The following is a 25,383-nucleotide window of genomic DNA, read 5'->3' on the forward strand; positions in this document are numbered from 1 at the left end:
TCGGCGGAACCGGTGCAGCAGCGCGATGGCCTGCTCGACGACCCGGCGATGCACGCCGAGCCCGGAACCGTGCGGGGTGCCTCGGCGGGCGGTACGCGGCTTGATGCCCTTGGCCCAGATCTGACGGCGGTAGACGTCGTAGTCGTGGGCGCGGTCGGCGTACAACTCCTGCGGGCGCTTGCGTGGCCGGCCGCGCCGGCCCTTGACCGACGGGACCGCGTCGATCAACGGCATGAGCTGGGTGACGTCGTGGCGGTTGCCGCCGGTCGGCGTGACCGCCAGGGGAACGCCGCCACCGTCGGTGATCGCGTGGTGCTTGGAGCCCGGACGGCCGCGGCCGACCGGGCTCGGACCGGTTTCGGGCCGTCCTTGAGCGCCCGGACGTGCGATCCATGGCGGTTGTTCACCCTTCCTCAGGCGAAGGTCAACGAACGGCGAGACCATCGGACGCGGCAGAGATCATTTTGTTAGGACCTCTGGGCCGGTTAGGACCTCTGAGCCGGCTCGAGCAGGCCAGACCCGGGCTCCGCGCCTCACGCCCTCGACACGAACAGGCGGCTCGACCTGCTGCCCGCCTGCTACGAACGCAGTTCCAAGGAGATGTGCGAGGACAGCGCGCGAAGAAAGCTCGGCGCGTCGAAGATCTCGCCGGCGGAGGCGACGCCGACCGTCCTGGTCTGTCCCGTGAGGATGCGGTGGACCGCCTCCACCGCGAGCGGCGCGGTGACGGCGTAGATGTCCCGGCCGCTCGCCACGGCGCGCCGTTCACCGCCGCCGGAGCGCACGACGACGTCGATGAGGAAGGTCTGCGCGGACCGCCCCCGCTCGTCGACCGGAACCGGCGTCGGTGTGTCCGGGGCCGACAGGTCCCTGGCCGCCTCGACCGTCATGTAGGTGCGCACTTCGGGGATGGACAGGTGGCTGGGAACGGTGACGACATCAGCCATCGTGAACTCCGCGACGACCTCCCGGGGGCCCATCGGGTCGGGGAAGGGCCACTTGAGGGTCGTCGCGTCGTCCTGGCGATAGTCCAGCCGCCCGTTCCTGTACACGACGCGTGCGCCGCCCCGCCGCTGCCGGGAGACCGCTCCCGCGGCCCGCGTCCCGTCCGTGGGCTGCCAACCGCTCAGCCCGTACGCGATGTGCGCCTCGTCGGCTGCCGTCCAGTCGCCCATCGCCGCGGTGGTCAGCAGGTCGCCGAGACCGCCATAGAAGGCCATCGCGGGGACGATCACCGCTCCCGCGGCGCGGGCGCGGTCGGTGAAGTGCGCGAACGTGTCGACGTTGGCCTCGATCTCGGCCGCCACGTCCACGTACGCGATCCCGGCGCGCAGTGCCGCCTCGATCACGGGGGCGGCCGTCGTGGCGAAGGGCCCGGCACAGTTGATCACGGCTGCCGCCCCGGCCAGCGCGAGGTCGAGCGAGACCGGATCGCCGACCGACGCCGGCCGGGCCTCGAGTCCGGGATGGGACGCCGCCAACGCCTGCAGTTTGCCGGCGTCGCGACCGGAGAGAACCGGGACGAACCCGCGCTCCCGCAGCTCCGCCACCACGAATCGTCCGGTGTGCCCGTACGCGCCGAACACCGTTACCATCTGCCCCGATCCCATGTGCTCTCCCCTGTGCTCGAATGATCCACTGCGGACATCCTGACGGGGGCGGGCAGCCGACCGTCAGTGTCCGGAACGCCATGACTCGTACAATTCCGGACATGAACACTGTCGCGCTCGCCGTCACCGACGGCACGCTGCACTTCGAACTGTCCCTGGCACACGAGGTCTTCGCCGCCGCCCCGGACGGCGTGACGGTTCCCTGGTACGACGTCACCGTCTGCGGGCCGGTCGCCGTGCAGGTCGGCCGATTCCGGCTGGAGCCCGACCTCGGGCTCGACCGGCTCCGGCACGCCGACACCGTGATCGTCCCCGGAAGGGCCGACATCGACGAGGATCCGCCCGCCGACCTGGTCGACGCGGTGCGCGCGGCTCACGAGGCGGGCGCGCGCGTGGCCTCCCTCTGCACGGGCGCGTTCGTGCTGGCCGCAGCCGGCCTGCTGGACGGAAAGCGCGCGACCACGCACTGGGCCCACACCGAGGCTCTGGCCGCCCGCCACCCCCGGGTGGAGGTCGACCCGGACGTGCTCTACGTCGACAACGGCAGCGTGCTCACCTCCGCCGGCAAGGCCGCCGCGCTTGACCTCTGCCTGCACCTCGTCCGCCTCGACCACGGCGCGTCGATCGCCAACGCCGTCGCCCGCCGCCTGGTCGTACCACCGCACCGGGCCGGCGGCCAAGCCCAGTTCGTCACCACCCCGGTGCCCGCCCAGGACGACCACCCGCTCGCCGCCCTGTTTCCCTGGATCATCGAACGGCTTGACCAGCCGCTGACAGTGGAGGACCTGGCTCGCCGGGCGCGGATGAGCTCACGCCACCTGGGCCGCCACTTCAAGGCGGCGACCGGCACCACCCCCCTGCGATGGCTGTTGACCCAGCGGATCCGCCACGCCCAGGAACTGCTGGAGAAAACCGGCGACAGTATCGACACCATCGCAGCGGCCACCGGCATGGGCACCGCCACGACGCTGCGCCGGCACTTCAACCGCACGGTCGGCGTGCCCCCGGACACCTACCGCCGCACCTTCCGCTCACGGCCCCGTTGACCCCCGAGGCCGGCGCCTGCTCACAACATGCGATCATCCTCACCGGCGGCAACCGCGGGCGACGTCACCCAACCGGTGCCGCTGCTGGAGGCGACCTCGCCGATACGCGGCAAGCGCGGACGGCCTCGCCGACGGCCTGACGTCGTCCTGGCCCACCGCGGCTACGACCACGACAAGTACCGCAAACAGGTCCGCACCCTGGGCATCCGCCCACTCATCGCACGGCGCGGTACCGAACATGGCCCTGGCCTGGGAAAACAGCGCTGGGTTGTGGAACAGGCCTTCGCCTTGCTCCACTACTTCCGCCGGTTGCGCATCCGCTGGGAAGTTCGTGGCGACATCCACGAAGCCTTCCTCGGCCTCGGCTGCGCACCGATCTGCCGGCGCCGCCTCGACTCATGGTGTCAGCAGCTCTTGGAAGGTCACGCTCGTCGTCCTCGCCGTCCTGGCTTGTCACAAAGGTGTTCGTACCGGGACCGGCTCGGGTAGTGTTGCCCTCCAGCAACGGACGTGATCGAGGAGGTGAGCCCCATTACCGCTGTGTCAGGTCGGGTGCTCCCATCTCACGGCCGCGCGGTCCTGCCGACCTAGGTGACCGAGGGAGCCCCAGCGGCATCCCGAAAGGCTCCAATGTCGGCTTTACCGTCATCTCTTCTCCACCCCGCCATCCCCGTCATCGTCACCAGGCTCCGGGCCGCCGGTTGTGTCTTCGCCGAGGACGAGGCGCGGTTGATCATCTCCACCGCGCGGACGCCGTCCGACCTCGCCGCCATGCTGGATCGGCGGATCTCCGGCCTTCCCCTCGAACACGTTCTCGGCTGGGCCGACTTCTGCGGGCTGCGGGTGGCGGTGGACACCGGGGTCTTCGTCCCCCGCCGTCGCACCGAGTTCCTCGTCCACCAGGCCGTCGCCCTCGCCCACCGGACCGCCAGGCCCGCCGGCCGCACCCGGCTGGCCGCCGTTCCCTCCGCTCCTCCCCCCGGTCCGCTCGGCCCCCCCGGTCCCGAAAAGCCCGCCGGCTCCATCGGTCAGGCCCTCGGTCGGCCGCGGATCGTCGTCGACCTGTGCTGCGGTTCCGGCGCGGTGGGAGCCGCGCTGGTCGCGGCCCTGGGACGGGTCGAGCTGCACTCCGTCGACATCGACCCCGCCGCGGTGCGCTGCGCCCGGCGCAACATCGCCGGCGGCGACGGCCTGGTGTACGAGGGCGATCTCTACGACCCGCTGCCCGCCGGGCTGCGGGGCCGCGTCGACATCCTGACCGCCAACGCGCCCTACGTGCCCACCGAGGCGATCGGGCTGCTGCCCCCGGAGGCCCGCGTGCACGAACCGCGGGTGGCGCTCGACGGTGGCGCGGACGGGCTCGAGATCCAGCGGCGGGTGACCGCCTCGGCGGCACTGTGGCTGGCACCGGGCGGCCACCTGCTGATCGAGACGAGCGAGCGCCAGGCGCCACGGACCGCGGAGGCCTTCGCCCGCAACGGGCTGATCCCACGGGTGGTCCGTTCCGACGAGCTGGACGCCACCGTCGTCGTCGGGACCATGCCCGCCCCCCATCCGCCGCCCGGCCCCGGCCGTGGTGACGGCACGGGCGGGGTCGACTAGGGTTCATCGGTGAACAAGCTGTTCACAGCCGTTTTCCGGCGGCTGTGAACGGCGTCGCCGTTCCGTACAGGAGATCCCGCGCATTGTCCGAGAGACGCGAAAACGCCGCTCCCTCGCCCGGGGGAGATCGCGCCGATCTGCGAGCCGACTGCGAGAGCTGCTTCGCGCTGTGCTGCGTCGTGCCCGCCTTCTCGGCCTCGTCGGACTTCGCGATCGACAAGAAGGCCGGGCAGGCCTGTCCCAACCTGCGGACGGACTTCCGCTGCGGCATCCACACGCGCCTCAGGGACAAGGGGTTCCGGGGCTGCACCGTCTACGACTGCTTCGGCGCCGGGCAGAAGGTCTCCCAGGTCACCTTCGGCGGGCAGGACTGGCGGCGGGCCCCGCGGACCGCGCAGCGGATGTTCGAGGTGTTCCCGGTCATGCGGGACCTCCACGAGTTGCTCTGGTACCTGACCGAGGCGCTGGCGCTGCCGCAGGCCCTCCCCATCCACGATGATCTCGGCCTCGCCCTGGAGCGGACCGAACGCCTCACCCGCGACACCCCCGACGCTCTCGTACGGCTGGACGTGGCGGCACACCGGCGGGAGGTCAACGCCCTGCTGCTGCGTACGAGCGAGCTCGTCCGTGCCGGAGCCGGGCGCGGGAGGAAGGATCGCAGGGGGGCCGACCTCATCGGGGCCAAGCTGAGGGGCGCCGACCTCAGGGGCGCCAACCTGAGGGGGGCCTATCTCATCGGCGCCGACCTCAGGGGCGCCGACCTGAGGACGGCCGACCTGATCGGAGCCGATCTCAGGGGCGCCGACCTCTCGGGCGCCGACCTCACCGGAAGCATCTTCCTGATCCAGTCCCAGCTGGACGCGGCGAAGGGTGACGCCCGGACCGCGCTGCCGCCGTCACTCACCCGACCGGCTCACTGGTAGCCCCCGCTCGCCCAACCGCCGGCCCCGCTCACCACAGCGAGGACGACCCGACGACCGTCCCGGCGGTGTCGTGAGGCTCGTGCCCCACCTGGCCCGGTGCTCCTGTACGAGGTGACCGGCCGCGGGGACGGCCATCCGTCCCGGCGCGGGTCCTCGACGGCGGTCCGCGTACCGGCCGGGGTCACCGAGCCTTCCCGCGTGGTGGACGGTGTCTCGGTGGTCCGACGACGCGACCACCGAGAATGTGAGGCGACGCGCCCACCTGACATTCCGGGGGGTTGTGTCGTCGGACTGGTGAGAGCAGCCGCGACCGAGGGAGCCGTCGACACCGTGACCACCCCATCCGAACCAGGAGACGGCCCGCTCGATCCGGGCCTGAGCGCGATCATGAGCGAGCGGCGCCAGCTGATCAACCTCGCCTACCGGCTCCTCGGCTCCCTGGCCGACGCCGAGGACGTCGTGCAGGAGACCTACACCCGCTGGTACGCCATGTCCCGGCAGCGGCAGGAGGCCGTCGGGTCGCCCGGCGGCTGGCTGACGACCGTCGCCAGCCGCATCTGCCTCGACCTGCTCGGCTCGGCACGGGCCCGGCGCGAGAGCTACGTGGGCGAGTGGATCCCCGAGCCGCTGCCCGACCGTACGGAGTGGGTCGGCGCGCGACCGGGCGGCAGCACGGCCGAGCCGTCCGACCCGGCCGACCGGATCACCTTGGACGAGTCGGTCAACATGGCCTTCCTCGTCGTGCTCGACGCGATGACCCCGGCCGAGCGCGTGGCGTTCATCCTGCACGACGTCTTCTGCCACTCCTTCGCCGAGGTGGCCGAGATCGTCGGCCGTACACCGGCGGCCTGCCGCCAGCTGGCCTCCTCGGCGCGCCGTCGCATCCGCGACGCGCAGGCCCCCGCGACCCCGGCGGCCCGGCAGGCCGATCTCGTCAGGGCCTTCAAGCAGGCGTGGGAGGCCAAGGACATCGACGCCCTCCTCGGCCTCCTCGACCCCGACGCCACGGTGATCGCCGACGGCGGCGGCCTGGTCAGCGCCGTGCTCCGCCCGATCGAAGGCGCCGAGCAGATCATGCGCTACGCCGCCGACATCGTCGCCGGGGCGTCCGGCCTGACGATCCTGGAGCGTACGGTCAACGGCCGGCCCGGCCTGGTGACCCAGCAGGACGGCGTCACCGTCACGGTGATGGCGTTCGACGTCGTGGGCGACCGGATCGGGCGCGTCTGGGCCGTACGCAACCCCGAGAAGCTCCGGCCGTGGACGGTGGGGTGACGGCGGCGGACCGGCCCGGGGGCGCGGCCGTCGAGGCGGCCCGGCCGTCACGACCCGTACGCGGCGCGCCCGGCCGGGGTCATCAGGCCGGGCGATCGCGTCGCCTCACATTCCCGGCGTTCGCCTCGCCGGAGCACCGGGCGCCGTCCGGCACGCGGATCGTCACCTCGCCGGAGCACGGGACGCCGTCCGGCACGCGGATCGTCGCCCGCCCTCACCTCGCTCACCCCGCCCCCACCCCGTCCCGCAGCCGTCAAGGAGTCACCCGTGTTGTTGCGTGTCGCGATCATCCTGCAGACCCTGGCCCTCTTCGCCGCGCCGGTCACCGCGGGGCTGTTGCTGTCCTCTCCCGGCGGGCAGGCCTGGCACAGCGCCTCGGCCTACGGGGTGTTCACCGTGGCGGTGCTGCACCTGGTCGCCGCGATCCTGGTGTGGCGGCCGGGCGGCGGCTCGCCCAGGCCCATCCTGTACGCGGCCGGGTTCCTGGGGCTCACGCTGGCGCAGGTGGCGCTGGGCATCGCGCGGGTGAAGACCCTGCACGTGCCGCTGGGCGTGCTGATGTTCGGCATGAGCGTCCTCCAGCTCAGCCGGGTCTCGACCGGCGGCCATGAGCCGAGCGTTGGCGTCGCTCACGCGGCCTCCGGCCGCCGTGATCACCGGTGAGCCGGACGCGACGACCGTGCCTCCGACCCGGTCGGGCCTTTTCAACACTCGCCTAATGAGATATCTGGCTTTATAAGTGATAAATCCGGCTTTCATTGAGTAATCCGGTCGGGAGGAAGCCATGGACGAGGCCACGGAGTGTCCCGGGTGACAGACCCCACCGGGTTCCGGTATCCAGACAGGGGCGGGCCGGGACCGTGAGGCGACCGGCCGATCCCGCGCCCCCGTCCGACATCCGAGCCCGCAGACCCGTCGCGCCCACCGGAGACACCACCGTGAGCATTCCTCTGCCCGCCTCGTTCGCCCGCCACATGGTCGACGCCGACGGCGTGCGCATCAACACGTACGTCTCGGGCGACGGCCCGCCGGTGCTGCTGCTGCACGGCTACCCGCAGACACATCTCATCTGGCACCGGGTGGCGCCGGTGCTCGCCCGCGAGCACACCGTGGTCCTCACCGACCTGCGGGGGTACGGGGACAGCGACAAGCCTCCCTCGGCGCCGGACCACGGCCCCTACTCCAAGCGGGTCATGGCGCACGACCAACTGCTGGTCATGCGCTCGCTCGGCTTCGACCGCTTCGCGGTGGCGGGCCACGACCGGGGGGCGCGGGTCGGCCACCGCCTGGCCCTGGACGAGCCCCGGGCCGTGACCAGGCTGGCCGTGCTGGACATCGTGCCCACCCGCCACGCGTTCCGGCACGCCGACGCCACGTTCGCGCTCGGCTACTACCACTGGTTCTTCCTGGCCACCGGCGACGGCGTCCCCGAGCGCATGATCGGCGCCGATCCCGGCTACTGGCTCCGCGCCCACATGAAGGTCCAGCACGGCGGCGCCCCGTTCGACCCGGCGGCCCAGGAGGAGTACGCCCGCTGCTTCTCCGATCCGGCGGCCGTCCACGCCTCCTGCGAGGACTACCGGGCCGCCGCGAGCATCGACCTGCGCCACGACGAAGCGGACGCGGACGCGGGCCGGCGTGTGACCTGCCCGGTGCTGGCCCTGTGGGGCGAGCACGGCTTCGTCGGGCGCAACTACGACGTCCTGGACATCTGGCGGCGGTACGCGAACGACGTGCGCGGCCGGGCGGTGCCCAGCGGCCACTACGTCCCCGAGGAGGTGCCCGAGCTGACGGCGGAGCTGCTCGGCTCGTTCCTCTCCGGGAGCCCGGTCACGGCGACCGAACCCCTGGGATCGACGATCGGAGATCAGGTGTAGTAGCCCTCCACAGGGACGCGTGCCTCGTCGAACAGCGCGGGACCCTCCTGGGGCACGTGCGGCCAGCCGCCCCCCGGCTTGAGGCCCGCGAACTGCTCGTTGGAGAGCGCGAACACGACGCGGCCGAGGCCGGAGCGTTGGATGGCGCCCGAGCACATGGGGCAGGGCTGGCAGCTGGTGTACATGGTCGTGGCCGCCGCGGTGTCGGGATCGAGCTCGCGGGCCGCCCACCTGGCCAGTTTCAGCTCCGGGTGGGCGCTGATGTCGCGGTCGCCGAGGACCGTGTTGTGGTCCTCGGCCAGAACGGTGCCCTCCGGCCCCACCAGCAGCGACCCGAACGGGGCCTCTCCGGCGGCTCGCGCCCCGGCGGCGAGCTCGATGGCCCGGCGGAGGTACTTCTCGTCGTCGTTCGTCATCATCGTTCCGTTCGTGGTTGATGGTCGCGCAGATCCCAGCGGGCGGCCACGGTCGCGAGCGCCTGCCAGGCCACCTCCGGACGGGCCGTCTCGCGCGGGTCACCGTTGAACGGGTCGAGCACGACGGTTTCGGCGCCGAGCAGGCGCACCTGTTCGAGGTCGTCGAGGACCTGGTCGATCGTGCCCTCGCCGGCGAGCCGCCCGGGAGCGGTGATCGGGGATTCGGTGAGCCGCAGGGCGATGCGGGGCGCGAAACCGGGCATCGGCCGCCCCTCCTCGTCCGCGACGGCCTTCAGCCGGTCCAGTCCCTCGCGCATCCGGCCGAGGGTGAGGCGCAGCGGGTGCCACGCCTCGCCGAGGCGCACCGCCCGGCGCAGGCCGGCGTCGCTGTTGCCGCCGACCCAGATCGGTATCCGCCCGGCCCGGTAGTCCGCCTCGTCCTCCCAGGCGGAGCGCATCGCCCGGAGATGGTCGTCGGTCAGCGCCCCGCGCCGCTCGAACGGCACCCCGAGCGCCTCGAACTCCTGCCGCGCCCAGCCGACGCCCACGCCGAGGACGAGCCGCCCGCCGCTGAGCCGGTTGAGGTTGGCGGCCATCCGGGCGACGAGCAGCGGGTGGCGGTACGGCACGATGAGCACCGTGGTGCCGAGCCGGATCCCGTCGGTGACCCCGGCCAGCCAGGCCAGGGTGGTGAAGGGCTCGTAGAACGGCGGCGGGTACTGCTCGGCGACGTCGGGGGTTATCACGACGTGGTCCGAGACCATGAGCAGGTCGAAGCCCAGCCCCTCCACCGTTCGCGCCCAGCCGCGCAGCATCCCGGGATCGGCACCGGGTCCGAAATTCAATACGTTGACGCCCATTTTCACCACTTCAGGCTAGCGAGCAACCGTCGACGGCCGGAAGAGGATCATCACGGCGTACGGCGTAATCTGCCGTTGATATGCCGGTATCTTCGGCGGATGACCGAGAATCTCGACGTGACCGACTGGTCGATCCTGGTCGAGCTCCAGCGGGACGGCCGCATCCCGATCACCGAGCTGGGGCGGCGGGTGAACCTCAGCGCCTCCGCCACCACCGAGAGGATCAGGCGGCTGGAGGCGGCGGGCGTCATCACCGGATACCACGCGGACGTCGACCTGGAGAGAGCCGGTTTCCCCGTGCTGGCCGTCGTCCGCCTGAAGTATCCGGGCAGCCGGCACCAGCCGCTGCACCGGCTGCTCGACGAGCGCCTGGAGATCCTGGAGTGCCTGCGGACCACCGGCGACGACTGCTACATGCTGAAGGTCGCCGCGACCTCCATGGGTCACCTCGAGGAGATCGTCAACGAGCTGGCCCAGCTGGGCAGCACCACCACCAACCTCGTCTACAGCCGGACGCTGCCCTACCGCGGCCCCAGGGAACCCCGCACCTGACCGGAGTTCCCCCGCCGGGCGCGCGGGGAGCGGGACGGCTCGGGCGCCGTCCCGCTCCCCGCGCGCCCGCTAGGAGCGACGGCCGCAGGCGGCCGTGACCCTGGTCCGGGTCTCCCGGCCGGCCAGGGCACCGGCGTCGTCGTGGCGGGTCTCCCGGCCGGCCGCGGGACCGGCGCCGTCGTCGTGGCCGGCGCCCCCTCGCACGCCGCCGCTCCCCGGCAGGGCCCCCGTGCAGGGGCACCCGAGGTCGACGCGCTGGATCAGCACCGGCGAGGTGCTGGGATCGAGCTGGGCCGTTCCCGTGTAGGTGGCGACGACGCGATTCACTCCCGCGGGGAGGTCCGAGGTGGTCAGGGTGGCGACGCCGCCCGGGCCGAGCGGGACCGTGACCGGCGCCACCCCGTCGGCGGCGAAGGCCACCTCCCCCGTGGGGACGGTCCCGTCCGAGGACGTCACCGTCGCGGTGAGGGTGATCGGGCCGCTGTCCCCCAAGGGACACGTGGAGGTCAGCGTGGTCGTGGTCGTCGCCGTTCCGCAGGCCTGGAAGAGGGGCAGCGAGATCGTGTCGGTGTCCAGGGTGATCGCGCCGCCGCGGCTCAGCAGGCGGCCGACCACGGTCGCGCCGGTGGTGGCGGTGATCGCGTCCAGCGAGAGGACGTTCCCCACGAGGGTGGACCCGGCTCCCAGCGTGACCGCGCTGCCGACCTGCCAGAAGACGTTGGCCGCCTGCGCGCTCCCGGCGAGGGTCACCGCGCTGGCGCCCGCGGTGATCAGGGTGCTGGTCGTCCTGAGGATGAAGACGGCGTTCGGGTCTCCCTGCCCGTCGAGGGTCAGGTTGCCGGTGATCTGGAAGGCTCCGGTGGCGGAGTCGTAGACGCCCGGCGTCAGGGTGGTCCCGCCGAGCTCCGCCGGGAGGGTGGCGTCGACGGCCTGGCCCGCGGCGTTGTCGTAGGCGACGGTCAGGTCCGCCTGAGCCTGCTGGGCGACGGCGTCGTCCTGGTGAACGGTCCCTGTCACGGTGCCGGGCGGGAAACCGGTCAGCGCCGACCCCGGCGACACCCCGAGGTCCCCGGTGATGACGGTGGTCCCGGTGTTCGTGACGGCGTCCCGGCCCAGGACCGCGAAGCTCGCGGCCGTACCGAGCGGCACCGGCGTCGCCACGCTCGCGGTCGCCGGGGTCGCCGGGGTCGCCGGGGTCGCAGTCTCCAGACTCGCGGTCGCCGCGGTCGCCGGGGTCACGGCCACGCCCCCCAGCGCGACCAGGGCCGTGAGGACCCCCACCAGCCGGGAACGGACGGTATTTCGTGGCACCGCACGAAATCGAACGGTCTCCATCATGATGTTTTCCTTTTCCTTCAACGTTGAACATCGCCCCGTCGAGGCGCATTTTCAGCGACGCATCACTCCCGACCATATCGATTGGCGACGCCGCACTCGTTATACGACATACATGTAAATCTCGCCGACACCAACCCGCTTTCCACCAGGGCGGACATCGGCTTTCGCCGAGGACGGCGACCTCGAACCATCCATATCCGCTTATATCTTGAAATCATTTTCCGATTCAGATGTCCCGCCCGTCGCGCGACGGGAAAAGCGCCGTTCACCGGCCGGTTCGCCCCCCGAACCGTGACGGCGGGAAACGGGGAAACGCCCACCTTTCGACCTCGGACCTCTCGCCCGGCGGTCACGGGTCCGGGCACCTCGGGGCGCGCCCATGACCTGACCCCGTGAAGGCCCATCGCGGGCGGCACGGCCGCGTCCGCTTCCGTCGAAGATCGCTCGTCAAGCGCTACGAAAGCGGCCTGCAACTTGAAATGCCTACAAAGGTAGATAGAAGCGGAAGGATCTTCATTTTCCTGCCCCGAAGTTCTTTCCTGCCATCCGGTGATCCTCGACTCCACCCGCAGGTGGGGCGGACCGATCGGGACCGATCAGGACCGACCCGAAGGAGAGAACATGAACGGCGACAGGCCGACGAGAACGGCGAGGACAGGCGGTGCCCGGCGCCGATGGGCCGGGGCCGTGGTGGCGCTGGCCACCGCGGCGGTCATGGTGGGCCTCGGGGCCGGTCCCGCCTCGGCCGGCGTACCGAACCGCGCGGCGGACACCTCCGGCGCCCAGACCCTCGCCGCGGCCACCGGCACCACGTCCGGCGTCAAGGCCCTCGCCACGGCTCCCGGCCCAGCGTCCGACGCCCGTTTGGAACGTTTCATCAAGAAGGCCCCCAAGTGGAGGCGCTGCGGCCTGTTCAGGTGCGCGACCTTCACGGTGCCCGTCGACTACGCCCACCCCGGCAACGGCAGGACCTTCACCCTTCCCCTGATCAAGGCCCCGGCGAGCAAGCCCGACCAGCGGATCGGGACGCTCGTCGCCGCGGCCGGAGGGCCCGGCCAGTCCGGCACCTGGATGGTCCGCACCTTCCACGAGGGCTGGCCCGCGCAGATCCGCGAGCGCTTCGACGTCGTCGGCTTCGACCCCCGAGGGGTGGGCGGCAGCAAGCCCGCCATCGACTGCGGCCTGCGCGCGGGCGACAAGCCCGTCGGCAAGCCCCGCGCCGACCTGCCGCTGGTCGGCGAGGTCGCACCGTACTACCGGCTCATCGTCCAGGCCTGCGCCCGGGGCACCGGCAAGGACGTGCTGCCCCACGTCGGCACCGCCAACGTCGTCACCGACCTGGAACTGCTGCGCGCGGCGCTGCGCCAGGACACGATCAACTTCCTCGGCTACTCCTACGGCACGAACATCGGCCAGCGCTACGCCGACCGCTTCCCGCAGCGCGTCCGCGCCATGGTGCTCGACGGCATCGACACCGCGCACCTGGACTGGGCCACCGACTCCCTCCACGGCGCCGGCGCCCACGCCGCGGCGCTGCGCTCCTTCGCCCGCGCGTGCGCCCGCGACCCCCGGATGGCCTGCCCGGCCACCAGCGCGAAGGGTGTCCTCACCGCCATCGACAAGGTGATCGCGCGGGCGAGGACCAAGCCCCTGCGCGGGGGCAGGTACGACCTCGACGCCGACACCGTGCGAGCGGTGATCGGCGGCACCCTGATCGACCCCTCCTCCTGGCGGGCGCTGTCCACGGCGCTGGGGGCGGCGGCCGACGGGGACGGAACCCCGCTCGCGGACCTGCGGGTCCAGCTCGCCGCCCCCTCGGTGTCGTTGCCCGTCGACGAGGTGACGAGCGTGGTCAACTGCCTCGACCGGCCCCACTCCAGGAACCTGCGTGACTACGAACGGCTCGCCGGGCAGATCCGCCGTATCGACCGCCTCTCCGAGGGCACCAACCTGACCTGCGCCTTCCTGCCCTCACCCGCGGTCGCCCCCGCCCCCGCCCGCGCCGGGGGCGCCGGGCCCATCGTCCTGATCAGCCACACCCGGGACGCGCGCACGCCGTACCGCTGGGCCAGGGAGGTCGCCGGGAACATGCCCTCGGCCGTGCTGCTGACCTACGACGCCGACGGGCACACCGTCTACGCCACCGGCGCCTCCTCCTGCGTCGACGACACCGTCACCCGCTACCTCGTCGACCTGACCCCGCCCAGGAAGGGCGCGCGCTGCGGCCCGTGAGCGGTGATCCGCCGGGGCCCCCCGGCGCCCCCCGTCCCCCCGGCGAGGAGCGAGCCACTCCTCGCCGGGCCAGGCGCCTTTACGACGTAGATCAATAAGCGACGCGGGCGGAGATTTTAGCCGACGCGGCCCCGCCCGCGAGCGGGCCCGGCGCGGTCCCCGGCGCGAGCGTGTGCAATGGGCCCATGGCTGCCCTACCGATGTGGACCGACCTGCTCCGGACCCGATCCTCCCTCTGCCTGGGAATCGCCCCCTCCCCCAAGTGGCTGCGGGCGTGGAGGATGGACGACGACGTGGACGGGGCCCGGCGGATGTGCGCGGTGGTCCTGGAGGCCGCGGGCGAGCGGGTGTCCGTCTACCGGATCCAGGTGCCGTTCTTCACCCGCTTCGGCGCCGCGGGCACGGCCCTGCTGCGCGAGGTCGTCGACGGCGTGCACGAGCGGGGCTCGCTGGCCGTGCTGGACGCGAAGGTGTGCGACGCCGACGACACGATGGACTCCTACGCCGACCTCTACCTCGGCCCCGGCAGCGTGCTGGGCGGGGACGCGGTGACGGCGAACCCGTTCATGGGCTTCGCCGCCCTCGGCCCGCTGCTGCGCCGGGCCCGTGACAGCGGGACGCTGGTCATGGTGCTCGTACGCACCTCCAACCACGCGGCCGGCGGGGTGCAGGGCGCGGTGACCGGCTCGCGCACCGTCGCGCAGCGCACCGCCGACGAGGTGCGGGAGTGGAACGACGAGCACGGCGTGGCGGCCGCGGCCGTGGTCGGGGCCGGCCGCGAGGAGGCCCTCGACCTGGTGGCCCGCATGCCGTCGGCGGTCGTGGAGCTCCCCGGCCTCGGCCGTGCCGGGCGCGAGACCCGCGACCTCGTCGCCGTCGCCGCCGAGGCCCCCGGACGGGCCGTCCTGCCGGTCACCACCGGGGTGCTGCGGCACGGCCCGGACGTCGCCTCGCTGGGCGCGAGCATCGCGACCTGGCGGGAGGAGATCGGCGCGGGGGTCCCGGCGTGCTGATCGAGCTGCGGCCCGGCACCCCCGCCGAGGTCGCCGCGGAGGTGGCGGCACTGGCCGGGGCGCACGAGGACGTCACCGCCTGGCCGGTCGAACTGGCCGGGAGGGTGTTCGTCGTGGTGAGCGGCGACGAGTCCCTCGCCCGCGTACCCTCCTCGCCCGCTGTGCTGGCCCTGCGCCCGACCCCCGACGGCCACTGGCTGGTACGGCGGGACAGCGGCGTGGCGCCCCGCGAGGTGACGATCGGCGACGGGGTGGCCGGCGGACCCCGGCTGTGGTGGGCGGCGGGGCCGTGCGCGCTGGAATCGACCGAGGACGCGGTCGAGACGGCCCTGGCGGTCAGGGCGCAGGGGGCGCACGCCCTGCGGGCCGGGCTGTCCAAGACGCGCAGCAGCCCCTACCACTTCCCCGGCAAGGGCGCGCGGGGCCTGGAGGCGCTCGCGGAGGTCCGGCGGGCGGCGGCCATCCCGGTGATCACCGAGGTGTGCGACCCGCGCGAGGTGGGAGCGGTCGCCGAGGTGGCCGACTGCCTGCAGGTGGACGGGCGGCAGCTGGACAACCGCCCGCTCCTGGCCGAGCTCGGCGCGCAGCCCAGGCCGGTGCTGCTGATGCGGGGGCCCCGGGCGAGCCTGGACGACTGGCTGCGGGCGGCGGAGTTCGTCCTCACCCGGGGCAACGCCGCCGTGGTGCTCTGCGCGGGCGCCTCGGGGACGCCGCCTCAGCCCGGGTTCGGGGCGATCGCCGCGCTGCGGGCCCGCACCGGCCTGCCGGTGGTCTTCGACCCCAGCCACAGCACCCGCTCGGCCTCGCTGGTCGCCCCCGCCTCGCTGGCGGCCGCGGCGTACGGCGTGGACGGGCTGCTCATCGAGTCGTGCCGCAAGCCCGAGAGGATGTACCGGCCGGGCGACGCGGCGCACATGTTCCCTCCCGAGTCCCTGGCGGACCTGGTCGCCGCCTGCGAGCGGACCCGGGACTCCGCACGAGCCCTGGCGGTCCCGCTATGACTGTTTTCACCCCTTCCTCCACCTCCATGACCTCGGCGGCCCATCCCGCGAGCTGGCTGGTGCCGCTGCACCGGCCGGAACGGCCCCGCGCGCGGCTGGTCTGCGTGCCCAACGCGGGAGGCGGCGCCACGACGTTCCGCGGCTGGGCCGACCTGCTCCCCGGCGACGTGGAACTGTGGGCGGTGCGCTCGCCGGGCAGGGAGACCCGCATCTCGGAGAAGCCGCCGCACCGGCTGTCGATGATCGTCGATCCGGTGGTCGACGGGCTGTCGCGCCTGGACCCGCTGCCGTTCGCGCTGTTCGGGCACAGCATGGGCGCGCTGGTGTCGTTCACGGTGACGCGGCGGTTGCGCTCGCGCGGGCTGCCGGGCCCGGGGCGGCTGTTCGTGTCGGGCTGGAACGCCCCCCAGGCCCGCGACGGCATGCCGCGCCTCGGGCAGCTCGGCGACGAGGACCTGATGCGGGTGCTGCACCGGCTGGACGGCATCCCGCCGGAGGTGATCGGCAACGAGGAACTGATGAGCCTCGTCATGCCGGTGCTGCGGGCCGACCTGAACGCGGCGGAGTCGTACGTCCACCAGGACGAGCCGCCGCTGGTCTGCCCGATCTCGGTGTTCGGCGGGAACGGGGACCCGACCACGACGGCGGCCGGGCTGGGCGCGTGGAGCGCGCAGACGGGGTCGGCCTTCCGGCTGCGGCTGCTGCCCGGCGGGCACTTCTTCATCCACACCCAGCGCCGGTCGGTGCTGCGCGCGATCCGGGGAGACCTCGGCACCTGCCGGTGAGGGAGGCGGGAATCACGGCCGGGCGAGGCCGCGAGCGAGATCCGGTCGAACCCGCCGGCGAGCGGGAATCCTGGACGGACTCCCCCGTCCGGGTGTGCCCACCGGGCCGGCGGCCGGCGGGGGTCACGGGCGGAACTCAGCGCTTCTTGCCGGTGAGCCTGCCCGTGGACAGGGTGGCCTCGGCGCCGTAGAAGCGGCCGACGCGCTCGACCTCCTTCTCCAGCTCCTTGGTCTGGCCGGAGTCGAGCTCGACGAACGACTCCAGCTTGATCTCGACCTTGCCGCCCTTCTCCCTGCGCTCCCACATGCCGGAGACGACCCCGTCGACCAGCATGATCTGGTGGGCGACCGCGCCCTCGTACTTTCCCCGGCCGTGCTCGAAGACGCGCGCGGCGGTGTCCTTGGGCACGACGACCTCCTTGGGACCGCTGCCCAGGACGTAGGCCTCGTACTGCGGCAGCAGCCGCACGCAGCTCGGGTCGGACGGCCAGCGGCCCTCGTCGGCGGCGAGGACGTACGCCTTGCGGCCCTCGACCGCGACCTGGGCGACCTCGTCGCCGAGCGACTCCAGCGCCTCGCGCGCCTCGGGCGGCCTGAGCGCGAACCAGCGGGCCAGGTCCTGGTGGGTGGCGGGGCCGTACGCGCGCAGGTAGCGGCGCACGATCTCCATCGCCGACTCCTCGGGGTCGGGCTGGTCCTTGACCTCGGTCTTCAGCCCCGCCCACCGGTCGGGCCTGACGTAGGTGACCTTGGCCCCCCGCACCGGGCCGAAGCAGAGCACCCCGAGGTAGGCGACGGGACGCAGCAGCTCGCCCCAGTTGGAGGCGAGCTTGTCCTTGGCCCACGCGCCGACGCGCCCGGATACCTCCCCCGCCAGCTCCTCGCGGGTCAGGCACTCGCCGTCCAGCGCCTCGCGGACCGCGTCGACGAACGCCTCGCCCTGCTTGGCGGTGAGCCCGTGGTGGGCGTGCCAGCTGCCCTTGGCGCGCCAGTAGGGCTTCCAGCGCATGGCCGCCATCCACAGGGCCAGCTCGTCGGCGGCGTGCACGTGCAGGGTGCCGCGCAGGCTGTACGTCTTGACGAGGCGCTTCTTGTCGTACAGCTCGGCGCGCACCTGCTCCTGCGTGGCGCCCTTCACCCGTGACCCGATGGCCAGCTCGGCCGCGGCGGCGACCTGCGACTGCACCCCGCACACGTCACGCACGGGTTTGCGCAGGTCGCCGGAGACGGGTTTCACGAGATGGTGGCGGGCCAGCCGCCGCGCGTGGACCTGATCCCAGGTGAGTGAGTTCATGGTCGACGCTTCTACCCCATGGGGTGGAGCCGAACCTGGACGTGCTTGACACCGTTGATGACGGGAGAGCGCAGATAGTCGGGCGGCCCGAGCAGCTCGGCCCCCGACACCGAGTTCGCGAGCTCGTCCAGGAAGACGGTGAGCTCCAGCTCCGCGAGGGCGGCTCCCAGGCAGAAGTGCGGCCCGGAGCCGAACGCGACGTGCCCGCTGCGCGAGCTGCGCGGGCGCCCGACGTCGAACACGTCGGGGGAGTCGAACACGCGCTCGTCGCGGTTGGCGGAGGTGTGCCAGATGACGACGTCCTGGCCCGGGTGGATGGTCTTGCCGTGCAGCTCGGTCTCGCGGGCGGCGCGGCGCAGCACGTGGCGGCTGGGCGAGGTCCATCGCAGCAGCTCGCCCACCGCGTTGGGCACCAGCTCGGGCTCCTTGCGCAGCCGGTCCCACTGGTCGGGGTGCTCCATGAAGGCGAGCAGCCCGCCGACGGCGGCGTGCCGGGTGGTCTCGTTGCCGCCGAGCATCAGCACGTCGAAGAAGAGCAGGCACTCCTCCTCGCTCAGCACCCCCTCGTCCTGGGAGCGGGCGAGCAGGCTGACGATGTCGTCGCCGGGCGACTCGCGGCGCTTCTCCACCAGGCCCTGGCAGTACAGCAGGAGCTGGCCGTGCGCCTGGGCGGCGTTGGCGCGCACGTCGGAGGTCATCTGGTACTCGCTGTCGTGCGAGCCGAACGCGGTGGAGGTGAGCCTGAGCATCAGGTCCCAGTCCTGGCGCGGCACGTCCAGCAGCGCGGAGATGCCCGCGACGGGCAGGGCCGCCACGACGGTGGCGAAGTCGCACTCCCCCTTCTCCAGCGCGCCGGCGAACACGTCCTTCACGACCGAGCGCAGGTACGGCTCCAGGGCGGCGATCGCCCGGGGGGTGAAGCACTTGTTGACCAGCTTGCGCAGCTCGGTGTGGCGGGGCGGGTCCGTCGTGTTGATCATCTTGCCGGATCCCTGGTCACCGGTGTTGCGGTGCGGGCCGAGGGTGTTGGTCTGGTTGGAACTGAAGGTCTGGGGGTCCTTCTGGACGCTCACGCAGTCCTCGTACCGGGTGACCGACCAGAAGCCGGGCTCCTTGCCGTCGGGGTTCCAGTAGAGCGGGTCGTTGTCTCGCAGGTGGCGGAAGACCTCGTGGGGTCTGTCGCCGACGTGCAGATCGGCGTCGGCCAGATCGACATCAGTCATTTGGAACTTCCCATTCCTCGGATTCCACAGGTTCCACAGAGAGTTCTTCCGGCGGGGGTCATCTCGCCGGCGGGATGCCCCGATCAGCGCGGGCCCGGTCACCTCCGGCCCGGTCACCTCCGGGCCGATCACCTCCGGACCCGGCCGCCGGCGAGACGGTCCTCGGCAACCTTCGCACCATCTCGATCGCCGTCTTCATCACCGCACCGATTGTCGCCCCGGCCGCCATCCTGATTGTCGTCCCGTTTAAGGCGAGGGCGGGATTATAGGCCGCTTTCCAGAGAGCCGTCCGAGCGTTTTCTCGCGTTTCCGGCGACATGGTTATCGTCCTCCCATGGTGTTACGTGTCAAGCTCATCGTGTCCCTGCTCACGGCCGCCGCCCTGGTGGGAGGCGCCTCACCGCCCGCCTCCCCCGCGGAGGAACGTCCCGCCGCGGGGGCCGCGAAGCCGTTCGCGATGCAGGACTTCATGGCCACGAGGAAACTCGGTCAGGTCGTCCCGTCCCCCGACGGTAAATCGGTGGCGGCGGTCGTGAAACGCGGGCCGAGCGAATCGAGCAGATATGGCGCATCATTTGTCGACGGAAACGAGCGCGCGGACATCTGGATAGCGGACGGCCAGGGCCCGGCCCGCGACGTGACGCACGGCGCGAAAGACGGCACCGGCCACTACAACCCGGTGTGGTCGCCCGACGGGCGCATGCTGGCCTTCGCCTCCACCCGGGGCGGCGACGACGTCTTCCTGCACGTGTGGGACCGCGAGACGGGCGAGACCCGCAAGCTGACCCCGCGCGGGGTGCAGACGATGACGAACGCCTCCGGCTACCTGATCCAGTGGCTGGACGCGCGGCGGGTGATCGCCCCGATGGTGAACGCGGGCCGGTGGACGCTGGAGTACGGGCAGTGGCTGGAGGCCCAGCGCGTCGCCCCGAAGGCGTGGGCCAAGGTCGAGAAGGGCAAGGAGGCCACCGCCGCGGTGCTCGACAGCTCGATGACCCAGGGCCAGGACAAGCTGGACGAGGAGATCGTCGTCGTCGACGCCGTCACCGGGAAGATCACCTCGGCGGGCCCGGCCCGCACCTACACGGCCGGCAACCTGGTGGCCGACCCGACCGGGCGCAACATCGCCCGCGTGGACGACCTCGGCCCCACCCCGGCGGTCGCCGGGAAGCTCAAGCGCATCATGGAGCGGCGCACCCAGCTGGCGATCGCCTCCGCCTCCGGCGGGCAGCCACGCCTGGTGAGCGACGTGCCGAGCCCCTCGGTCACCGTGCAGCCCCGTTGGGCCGCCGACGGCTCCCGGCTGCTGGTCGTCGGCAAGGCGACCCCCGAGACGCCCGACCCGTTCACCGCCTATCTCGTCCCCGCCGCCGGAGGGAAGGCCGCGCCGCTGGCCGCCGACCGGCTGGTGGCCACCGGCCTGCTGTGGGGGGCGGGCACCCCGCTGGTGCGCGGGACAAAGGTCGCCGACGCTGCGAACCCGGCGGCCCGCCAGGACTGGTGGGCGTTCGACCCCGCCGACCCGGCCGCCACTCCGCGCGACCTGACCTCGCGGTTCGAGGTCCCGCCGCTGGAGCTGGTGCCGGTGCCCGGCGGCGTGCTGGGCGTGGCCGACGGGCGCGCCTGGCTGATCGACCCGCGCACCGGGCAGGCGCGCGACCTGAAGGCGACCGGCGCCGCCCCGCTGGCGGAGCTGGCCTGGCCGCTCGACGACGGCGTCCGGCGCAACGGCGTGCGGCCCACCGACCGGGGCGGCGCCGAACCGGCCAACCCCCGCCTCGACCGCGACTTCCCCATGGTGCTGGCACGCGACGCCAAGGGCGGCCTGTACGAGCTGGCGCCCGGCGCCTCGCCCACGCTGACCCCGCTCCCGCTGCCCCACCCCGAGGCGGGCGTCGCCGGGTACTCCCCCGCGAACCGCACCGCGGTCTTCGGCGCGGGCGGCGACCAGGGCACCGCGCTGTGGACCTCCCACGCCGGGCGCCACACCCAGCGGCTGTCGCTGAACGGCCATCTCGCCCAGGTGCTCCCGCCGAAGCGCGAGCTCGTCACCTACAGGGGCGCGGGCGGGGAGAAGCTGACCGGCGCGCTGCTGCTGCCGCCGGACCACCGCGACGGGCAGCGTCACCCGCTCGTGGTCAACGTGTACGGCACCCGGATCGTCTCCACGCTGGAGGACGTGCCGGAGTTCCAGGTGAACAACCCGAGCTACCTCACCCTGCAGTTCCTCGCGGCCCGCGGCTACGCCGTGCTCGTCCCCTCCATCCCCCGCCCCGAGGGCAAGGCCGCGTCCGAGCCGATGACCTGGCCCACCAAGCCGATCATGAACGCGGTGGACGCCGCGATCGACGAGGGTGTGGCCGACCCCGAGCGGCTGGCGGTGCTGGGGCACTCCTTCGGTTCCTACAACGTGCACAGCCTCGTGACGCGGACCGACCGGTTCAAGGCGGCGATCGCGATCTCCGGCTTCTCCGACGTGATCAGCAGCTACGGGGTGTTCGACTCCCGCTTCCGCTACTCGCCGCGCGCCCAGGAGTGGTTCGCGCCCGCCTACATCGAGGACCCGGCGTTCGAGTTCGGGCTGGGCAAGCCGCCGTGGGAGGACCCGCAGAAGTACGTGCGCAACAGCCCGCTCCTGCACGCGGGCAAGATCAAGACTCCGGTGCTCATGCTGCACGGCGAGCGTGACTACCTGACCCACACCGGCTCGGAGGAGATGTACACCGCGCTGGCCAGGCAGGGCAAGAAGGTGCGGCTGGTCAGCTACTGGGGCGAGGCGCACATGCCGTACTCGATGATCTCCCCCGCGAACTTCCAGAGCATGATCGAACAAGAGCTGGAGTGGCTCCGCCTGAACCTGCCCGGAGGCGACCGGTGAGACTCTTCTCGCCCGCCCAGGAGCGGGCCTGGCTGGAACACCGGATCCGCGGCGACGCCGTACCGGACGGGATCTCCCTGCGGTTGCGGCTGACCGGCCCCCTCGACGAGAAGGCGCTGGGCTCGGCGCTCGGCGACCTGGCCGCGCGGCACGGGGTGCTGCGCTGGGTGCTGCCCACCCGGGGCGACGGCCCCCGCCCGGTGGTGTCGGCCGGGGCGCCGCCCGTGCCCCGGGCGGTGCCGGTCGAGCCGGAGAGGCTCGGCGCGGCGCTGGCCGAGGTGGAGGGCCGTCCGTTCGACCCGGTGACGGGTCCGCTGGTACGCGTCTCCCTGCTGGGACTCGGCCCCCGGGAGCACGTGCTGGTGCTGCGCATGCACCCGTGCGTCGCGGACGAGGGCTCGGTCGCCGTGCTCGCCGCCGACCTGGCCGAGCTGTACCGGGCCCGTGCCGAGGACGACTCCCCGCGCCTGCCCTCCGTGCCTCGCGTGCCCGCCGAGGACGACCTCCCCCGCCCGGAGGCGACGGCCCCCGGCGTCCCGGCGTCGTCGTCACCCGGCGACAGCCGGGACGCGTCGTCCCCCGATGCCACCCGGCACGCGTCGTCCGCCGACGGCGTGGGCGGATCGTCCGGTGCCTCCGTACCGGCCCCGGGCACCGGCACCGGCACGGAGGTGACGGGCGACGACAGGGGGGAGTTCTGGCGGGAGGCGCTGCGGGACGTGCCGCCGCTGGAACCGGCCACCGACCGCCCCCGCCCCGGGCGCCGCTCCGGCGCGGGCGGGGCGCACCGCTTCGAGGTGACCGTGCCGCCCGAGCTGGGCACCCCCTCCCTCGCGGTGCTCGCGGCGTTCGCCGTCCTGCTGTCGCGCTGCTCGGGCCAGGAGCGCTTCACGATCGGCGCGCGCGCCCCCGGCCGCGTCTCGGGGCTGCTGGAGGGGGAGCCGAACGCGTTCGCCGGGACGGCCGGGCCGCTGGACGACGTCGTCCCCCTGCCCGTCGACCTGTCCGGCGACCCGGACCTCGCCACGTTCTCCGCCCGCCTGGGGCGGGTCGCGAGCGACGCCTGGCGGTACCGGCTGCCGCTGCAGGACCTGGCCTCCGCCGTCGCACCGCCCCGCGACCCCAGCCGGGGCGCGCTGTTCGACGTGGCGTACGGCGTCGTCCCCCGCCCCGCCGCGCACGAGGCGGCGGGCCTGCGCCTCGAACCGCTCGGCGAGGAGGAGCCCGTCGCCCGGCGGACGGCCTGCGACCTGGACCTGCGCCTCACCACGGGAGCACCGGACGGGACCGGCGCCCGGACCGGAAATGACGGAACCGGCAGGAACGGGGCCGGGATCGAGAGCGGGGAGGGAGACGGGAGCGGGAAGGGGGACGGGAGCGGCGACCGGTTGTGGGCGACCCTGGCCTACGCCACCGACGTCTTCGACCACGCCACGATCGAGCTGATGGCCGCCCGCCTGACCCGGCTGCTCGGCGAGATGGCCCGCTCCCCCGGGCGGCCGGTGCTCGACCTGCCGCTCGACGACCGCTCGGGCCCGATCGCGGGCCCGCCCCCGGCGGTGGACCTGGACTCCCCGGGTTCCACCCTGGCCGCGCTGATCGCCGCCCAGGCCGGACGCACCCCCGACGCGACGGCCGTGGACGGGGACGACGAGCGGCTCACCTACCGCGAGCTGGACGAGCGCGCCAGGGAGCTGGCCGGATGGCTGGCCGCCGAGGGGGTGGGCCCCGGCGGGGTGGCCGCGATCTGCCTGCCGCGCTCGGCCCGCCTGGTCACGGTCGTGACCGGGGTGCTGTACGCGGGCGGCGCGTTCCTGGCACTCGACCCGTCGCAACCGGCTCCCAGGCTGGAGTATCTGCTGTCCGACGCGGCGGCGGCCGTCCTGGTGAGCACCGGGGAGATCCTCGGCGGCCTGCCCGAGGGCGGGGGACGCCGCCTCGACCTCGACCGCCGCGATTCCCGCCCCCACCCCCCCGGGCAGGACCGGCCCGACCCCGCGAGGACGACTCCGCCCGGTCCCGCCGGGCCCCACGACCCCGCGTACATGATCTACACCTCGGGCTCGACCGGCCTGCCCAAGGGGGTGCTGCTGGAGCACTCCGGCGCGTGCAACCTGGTGATGGCCCTCGCCCCCGAGCTGGGCATCGGCCCCGGGGTGCGGCTGCTGCAGTTCGCGCCGCCGACCTTCGACGCCTGGGTGTGGGAGGTGTTCACCACGCTGGTCTCCGGCGGCACCCTGTGCGTGCCGGAGGCCGGGAACATCCTCGTCGGCCGGGCGCTGAGCAGGTGCCTGTCGGAGCGCGAGGTGAACGCCGTGCTGCTGCCCCCCTCGGTGATCGCGACGCTGCCCGGCGACGACCCGCTGCCCGGCCTGCGGGTGCTGGTGACCGGCGGCGAGGCGTGCACCCCCGAGCTGGTCGAGCGCTGGGGCAGCGGCCGGCGCATGGTCAACGCCTACGGGCCGACCGAGGCGACCGTCATCGCGACCCTGGCCGACTGCTCGCCCGGCGAGGGCGTACCGCCGATCGGGCTGCCCATGGCGGGGGCGTACGCGCTGGTGCTGGACGCCGCCGGGCGCGTCGCGCCGTGGGGGGTGCCCGGCGAGCTGCACGTCGGCGGCGCGGGCGTGGCGCGCGGCTACCACCGGCGGCCCGCGCTGACCGCCGAGCGGTTCGTCCCCCTCGCCGCACCGCCACCGGCCGCGCCCCCCGGCGGGCGGCTCTACCGGACCGGTGACCTGGTACGGCAGCGCCCCGACGGCCGCCTCGACTTCATCGGCCGGGTGGACCACCAGGTCAAGCACCGCGGCTACCGGATCGAGCTGGGCGAGGTCGAGCAGACGCTGCGGGCCTGTCCCGGCGTGGACGACGCGGCGGTGGCACTGGAGGACGAGCAGCTGGTGGCCTACGTGGCCGCCTCCGCCGTTCCCCCCGTGACGGCGAAGGACGCCAGGGCGTGGACGGCCGGGCGGCTGCCCGGCTACATGGTGCCGGGGACCGTGCACGTGCTGGGCGAGCTGCCGCTGACCACCGCGGGCAAGATCGACCGCCGCCGGCTGGCCGCCTCGGCCGCCCGCGCCGGTAGCCGGTCGGACGAGCCGCGCGACCGGCTGGAGCTGGAGGTGCTGGAGGCCTTCCGGCGGGTGCTGGACGAGCCGCGGATGGGCCCGCACGACGCCTTCTTCGAGTCGGGAGGCGACTCCCGGCTCGCGGTGACGCTGCTCGGCCGCCTCCGTGGCGGCCTGCGCAGGCCGGTCGCGGCCCGGCTGCTCTGGGAACGCCCCACCGCCGCGGGCCTGGCCTCGGCCCTGCGCGAACTCGGGTAAGCCGCCCGTCCCCGTGACGACACCGCCCCGGTGATCCACACGCCGGGGCGGGCTGTCGCATGAGTACCCCCTACTCAGGCGGAATGTCGCGAACGCGGCGACGATGAGGGCGACGTCGGGGTGCCACGCGAG

General features: G+C 73.2%; 19 protein-coding genes and 2 pseudogenes. 14 read left to right on the top strand and 7 right to left on the bottom strand.

The genetic code is table 11. From position 1 onward, the window contains the following. Both AC5L38_RS32045 and AC5L38_RS32050 read right to left on the bottom strand, forming a co-directional pair. Window positions 1–392: pseudogene (locus tag AC5L38_RS32045) on the bottom strand (transposase); the annotation flags it as partial. A gap of 186 nt (window positions 393–578) precedes the next feature. Then, window positions 579–1,595, bottom strand: coding sequence for a saccharopine dehydrogenase family protein (locus AC5L38_RS32050; RefSeq protein WP_495246545.1), 1,017 nt, complete (start codon window positions 1,593–1,595; stop codon window positions 579–581). Between the two features lie 116 nt (window positions 1,596–1,711). Here AC5L38_RS32050 and AC5L38_RS32055 point away from each other — a divergent pair, with 116 nt between their 5' ends. The 7 genes and pseudogenes from AC5L38_RS32055 to AC5L38_RS32085 all read left to right on the top strand — a co-directional run bounded on the left by AC5L38_RS32055 (window position 1,712) and on the right by AC5L38_RS32085 (window position 8,333). Then, window positions 1,712–2,656 carry a helix-turn-helix domain-containing protein gene (locus AC5L38_RS32055; protein WP_495246546.1) on the top strand — a complete coding sequence of 315 codons (945 nt, stop codon included), beginning with the start codon at window positions 1,712–1,714 and terminating at the stop codon, window positions 2,654–2,656. A 35-nt stretch (window positions 2,657–2,691) separates the two neighbouring features. After that, window positions 2,692–3,037, top strand: a pseudogene (locus AC5L38_RS32060) (transposase); the annotation flags it as partial. A gap of 249 nt (window positions 3,038–3,286) precedes the next feature. Next, window positions 3,287–4,258 carry a putative protein N(5)-glutamine methyltransferase gene (locus AC5L38_RS32065; RefSeq protein ID WP_495246547.1) on the top strand — a complete coding sequence of 324 codons (972 nt, stop codon included), beginning with the start codon at window positions 3,287–3,289 and terminating at the stop codon, window positions 4,256–4,258. Window positions 4,259–4,341: 83 nt separating this feature from the next. After that, window positions 4,342–5,181 (top strand): pentapeptide repeat-containing protein, encoded by an 840-nt coding sequence (locus AC5L38_RS32070; RefSeq protein WP_495246548.1) that lies wholly within the window; start codon window positions 4,342–4,344, stop codon window positions 5,179–5,181. Between the two features lie 294 nt (window positions 5,182–5,475). Beyond that, the gene (gene sigJ / locus AC5L38_RS32075; protein ID WP_495246549.1) at window positions 5,476–6,456 is read left to right on the top strand and encodes an RNA polymerase sigma factor SigJ; all 981 of its coding nucleotides are present in this window, start codon (window positions 5,476–5,478) and stop codon (window positions 6,454–6,456) included. A gap of 267 nt (window positions 6,457–6,723) precedes the next feature. After that, window positions 6,724–7,119 (top strand): hypothetical protein, encoded by a 396-nt coding sequence (locus AC5L38_RS32080; protein WP_495246550.1) that lies wholly within the window; start codon window positions 6,724–6,726, stop codon window positions 7,117–7,119. 275 nt (window positions 7,120–7,394) lie between these two features. Continuing rightward, on the top strand, window positions 7,395–8,333 hold the full coding sequence (locus AC5L38_RS32085) for an alpha/beta fold hydrolase (RefSeq protein ID WP_495246551.1): 939 nt from the start codon (window positions 7,395–7,397) through the stop codon (window positions 8,331–8,333). Here the strand turns inward: AC5L38_RS32085 and AC5L38_RS32090 are convergent. Next, window positions 8,324–8,749, bottom strand: coding sequence for a nucleoside deaminase (locus tag AC5L38_RS32090; RefSeq protein WP_495246552.1), 426 nt, complete (start codon window positions 8,747–8,749; stop codon window positions 8,324–8,326). The two genes, AC5L38_RS32085 and AC5L38_RS32090, sit on opposite strands and share 10 nt — an antisense overlap. Next, window positions 8,749–9,609, bottom strand: coding sequence for an LLM class flavin-dependent oxidoreductase (locus AC5L38_RS32095; RefSeq protein WP_495246553.1), 861 nt, complete (start codon window positions 9,607–9,609; stop codon window positions 8,749–8,751). The genes AC5L38_RS32090 and AC5L38_RS32095 overlap by 1 nt, the downstream gene beginning before the upstream one ends. A gap of 99 nt (window positions 9,610–9,708) precedes the next feature. On the opposite strand from AC5L38_RS32095, the gene AC5L38_RS32100 reads away from it, so the two are divergent. After that, the gene (locus AC5L38_RS32100; RefSeq protein WP_495246554.1) at window positions 9,709–10,161 is read left to right on the top strand and encodes an Lrp/AsnC family transcriptional regulator; all 453 of its coding nucleotides are present in this window, start codon (window positions 9,709–9,711) and stop codon (window positions 10,159–10,161) included. A 69-nt stretch (window positions 10,162–10,230) separates the two neighbouring features. On the opposite strand, the gene AC5L38_RS32105 is transcribed toward AC5L38_RS32100, so the two are convergent. Beyond that, window positions 10,231–11,472, bottom strand: coding sequence for an ice-binding family protein (locus AC5L38_RS32105; protein WP_495246555.1), 1,242 nt, complete (start codon window positions 11,470–11,472; stop codon window positions 10,231–10,233). Between the two features lie 648 nt (window positions 11,473–12,120). Between AC5L38_RS32105 and AC5L38_RS32110 the strand changes: the two genes are divergently transcribed. The 4 genes from AC5L38_RS32110 to AC5L38_RS32125 all read left to right on the top strand — a co-directional run bounded on the left by AC5L38_RS32110 (window position 12,121) and on the right by AC5L38_RS32125 (window position 16,530). Beyond that, window positions 12,121–13,731, top strand: a complete 1,611-nt coding sequence (locus tag AC5L38_RS32110) for an alpha/beta fold hydrolase (RefSeq protein WP_495246556.1) — start codon at window positions 12,121–12,123, stop codon at window positions 13,729–13,731. A gap of 185 nt (window positions 13,732–13,916) precedes the next feature. Then, a complete protein-coding gene (pyrF, locus tag AC5L38_RS32115) occupies window positions 13,917–14,744 on the top strand; it encodes an orotidine-5'-phosphate decarboxylase (RefSeq protein WP_495246557.1) in 828 nt (275 codons plus the stop codon). Continuing rightward, a complete protein-coding gene (locus AC5L38_RS32120; protein WP_495246558.1) occupies window positions 14,738–15,745 on the top strand; it encodes a 3-deoxy-7-phosphoheptulonate synthase in 1,008 nt (335 codons plus the stop codon). Before pyrF ends, AC5L38_RS32120 begins: the two co-directional genes overlap by 7 nt. Further along, window positions 15,742–16,530 (top strand): thioesterase II family protein, encoded by a 789-nt coding sequence (locus AC5L38_RS32125; RefSeq protein ID WP_495246559.1) that lies wholly within the window; start codon window positions 15,742–15,744, stop codon window positions 16,528–16,530. Before AC5L38_RS32120 ends, AC5L38_RS32125 begins: the two co-directional genes overlap by 4 nt. Window positions 16,531–16,666: 136 nt before the next feature. Here the strand turns inward: AC5L38_RS32125 and AC5L38_RS32130 are convergent, their stop codons facing one another. Then, window positions 16,667–17,824, bottom strand: coding sequence for a winged helix DNA-binding domain-containing protein (locus tag AC5L38_RS32130; RefSeq protein ID WP_495246560.1), 1,158 nt, complete (start codon window positions 17,822–17,824; stop codon window positions 16,667–16,669). An 11-nt stretch (window positions 17,825–17,835) separates the two neighbouring features. Beyond that, the gene (locus AC5L38_RS32135) at window positions 17,836–19,047 is read right to left on the bottom strand and encodes a cytochrome P450 (RefSeq protein WP_495246561.1); all 1,212 of its coding nucleotides are present in this window, start codon (window positions 19,045–19,047) and stop codon (window positions 17,836–17,838) included. Window positions 19,048–19,381: 334 nt separating this feature from the next. Between AC5L38_RS32135 and AC5L38_RS32140 the strand changes: the two genes are divergently transcribed. Together AC5L38_RS32140 and AC5L38_RS32145 are read left to right on the top strand one after the other, a co-directional pair. Next, window positions 19,382–21,925 (top strand): S9 family peptidase, encoded by a 2,544-nt coding sequence (locus tag AC5L38_RS32140; RefSeq protein ID WP_495246562.1) that lies wholly within the window; start codon window positions 19,382–19,384, stop codon window positions 21,923–21,925. Continuing rightward, window positions 21,922–25,251 (top strand): non-ribosomal peptide synthetase, encoded by a 3,330-nt coding sequence (locus AC5L38_RS32145; protein ID WP_495246563.1) that lies wholly within the window; start codon window positions 21,922–21,924, stop codon window positions 25,249–25,251. The genes AC5L38_RS32140 and AC5L38_RS32145 overlap by 4 nt, the downstream gene beginning before the upstream one ends. The last annotated feature ends 132 nt before the right edge of the window (window positions 25,252–25,383 follow it).

Source organism: Streptosporangium nanhuense (genome assembly GCF_059358815.1).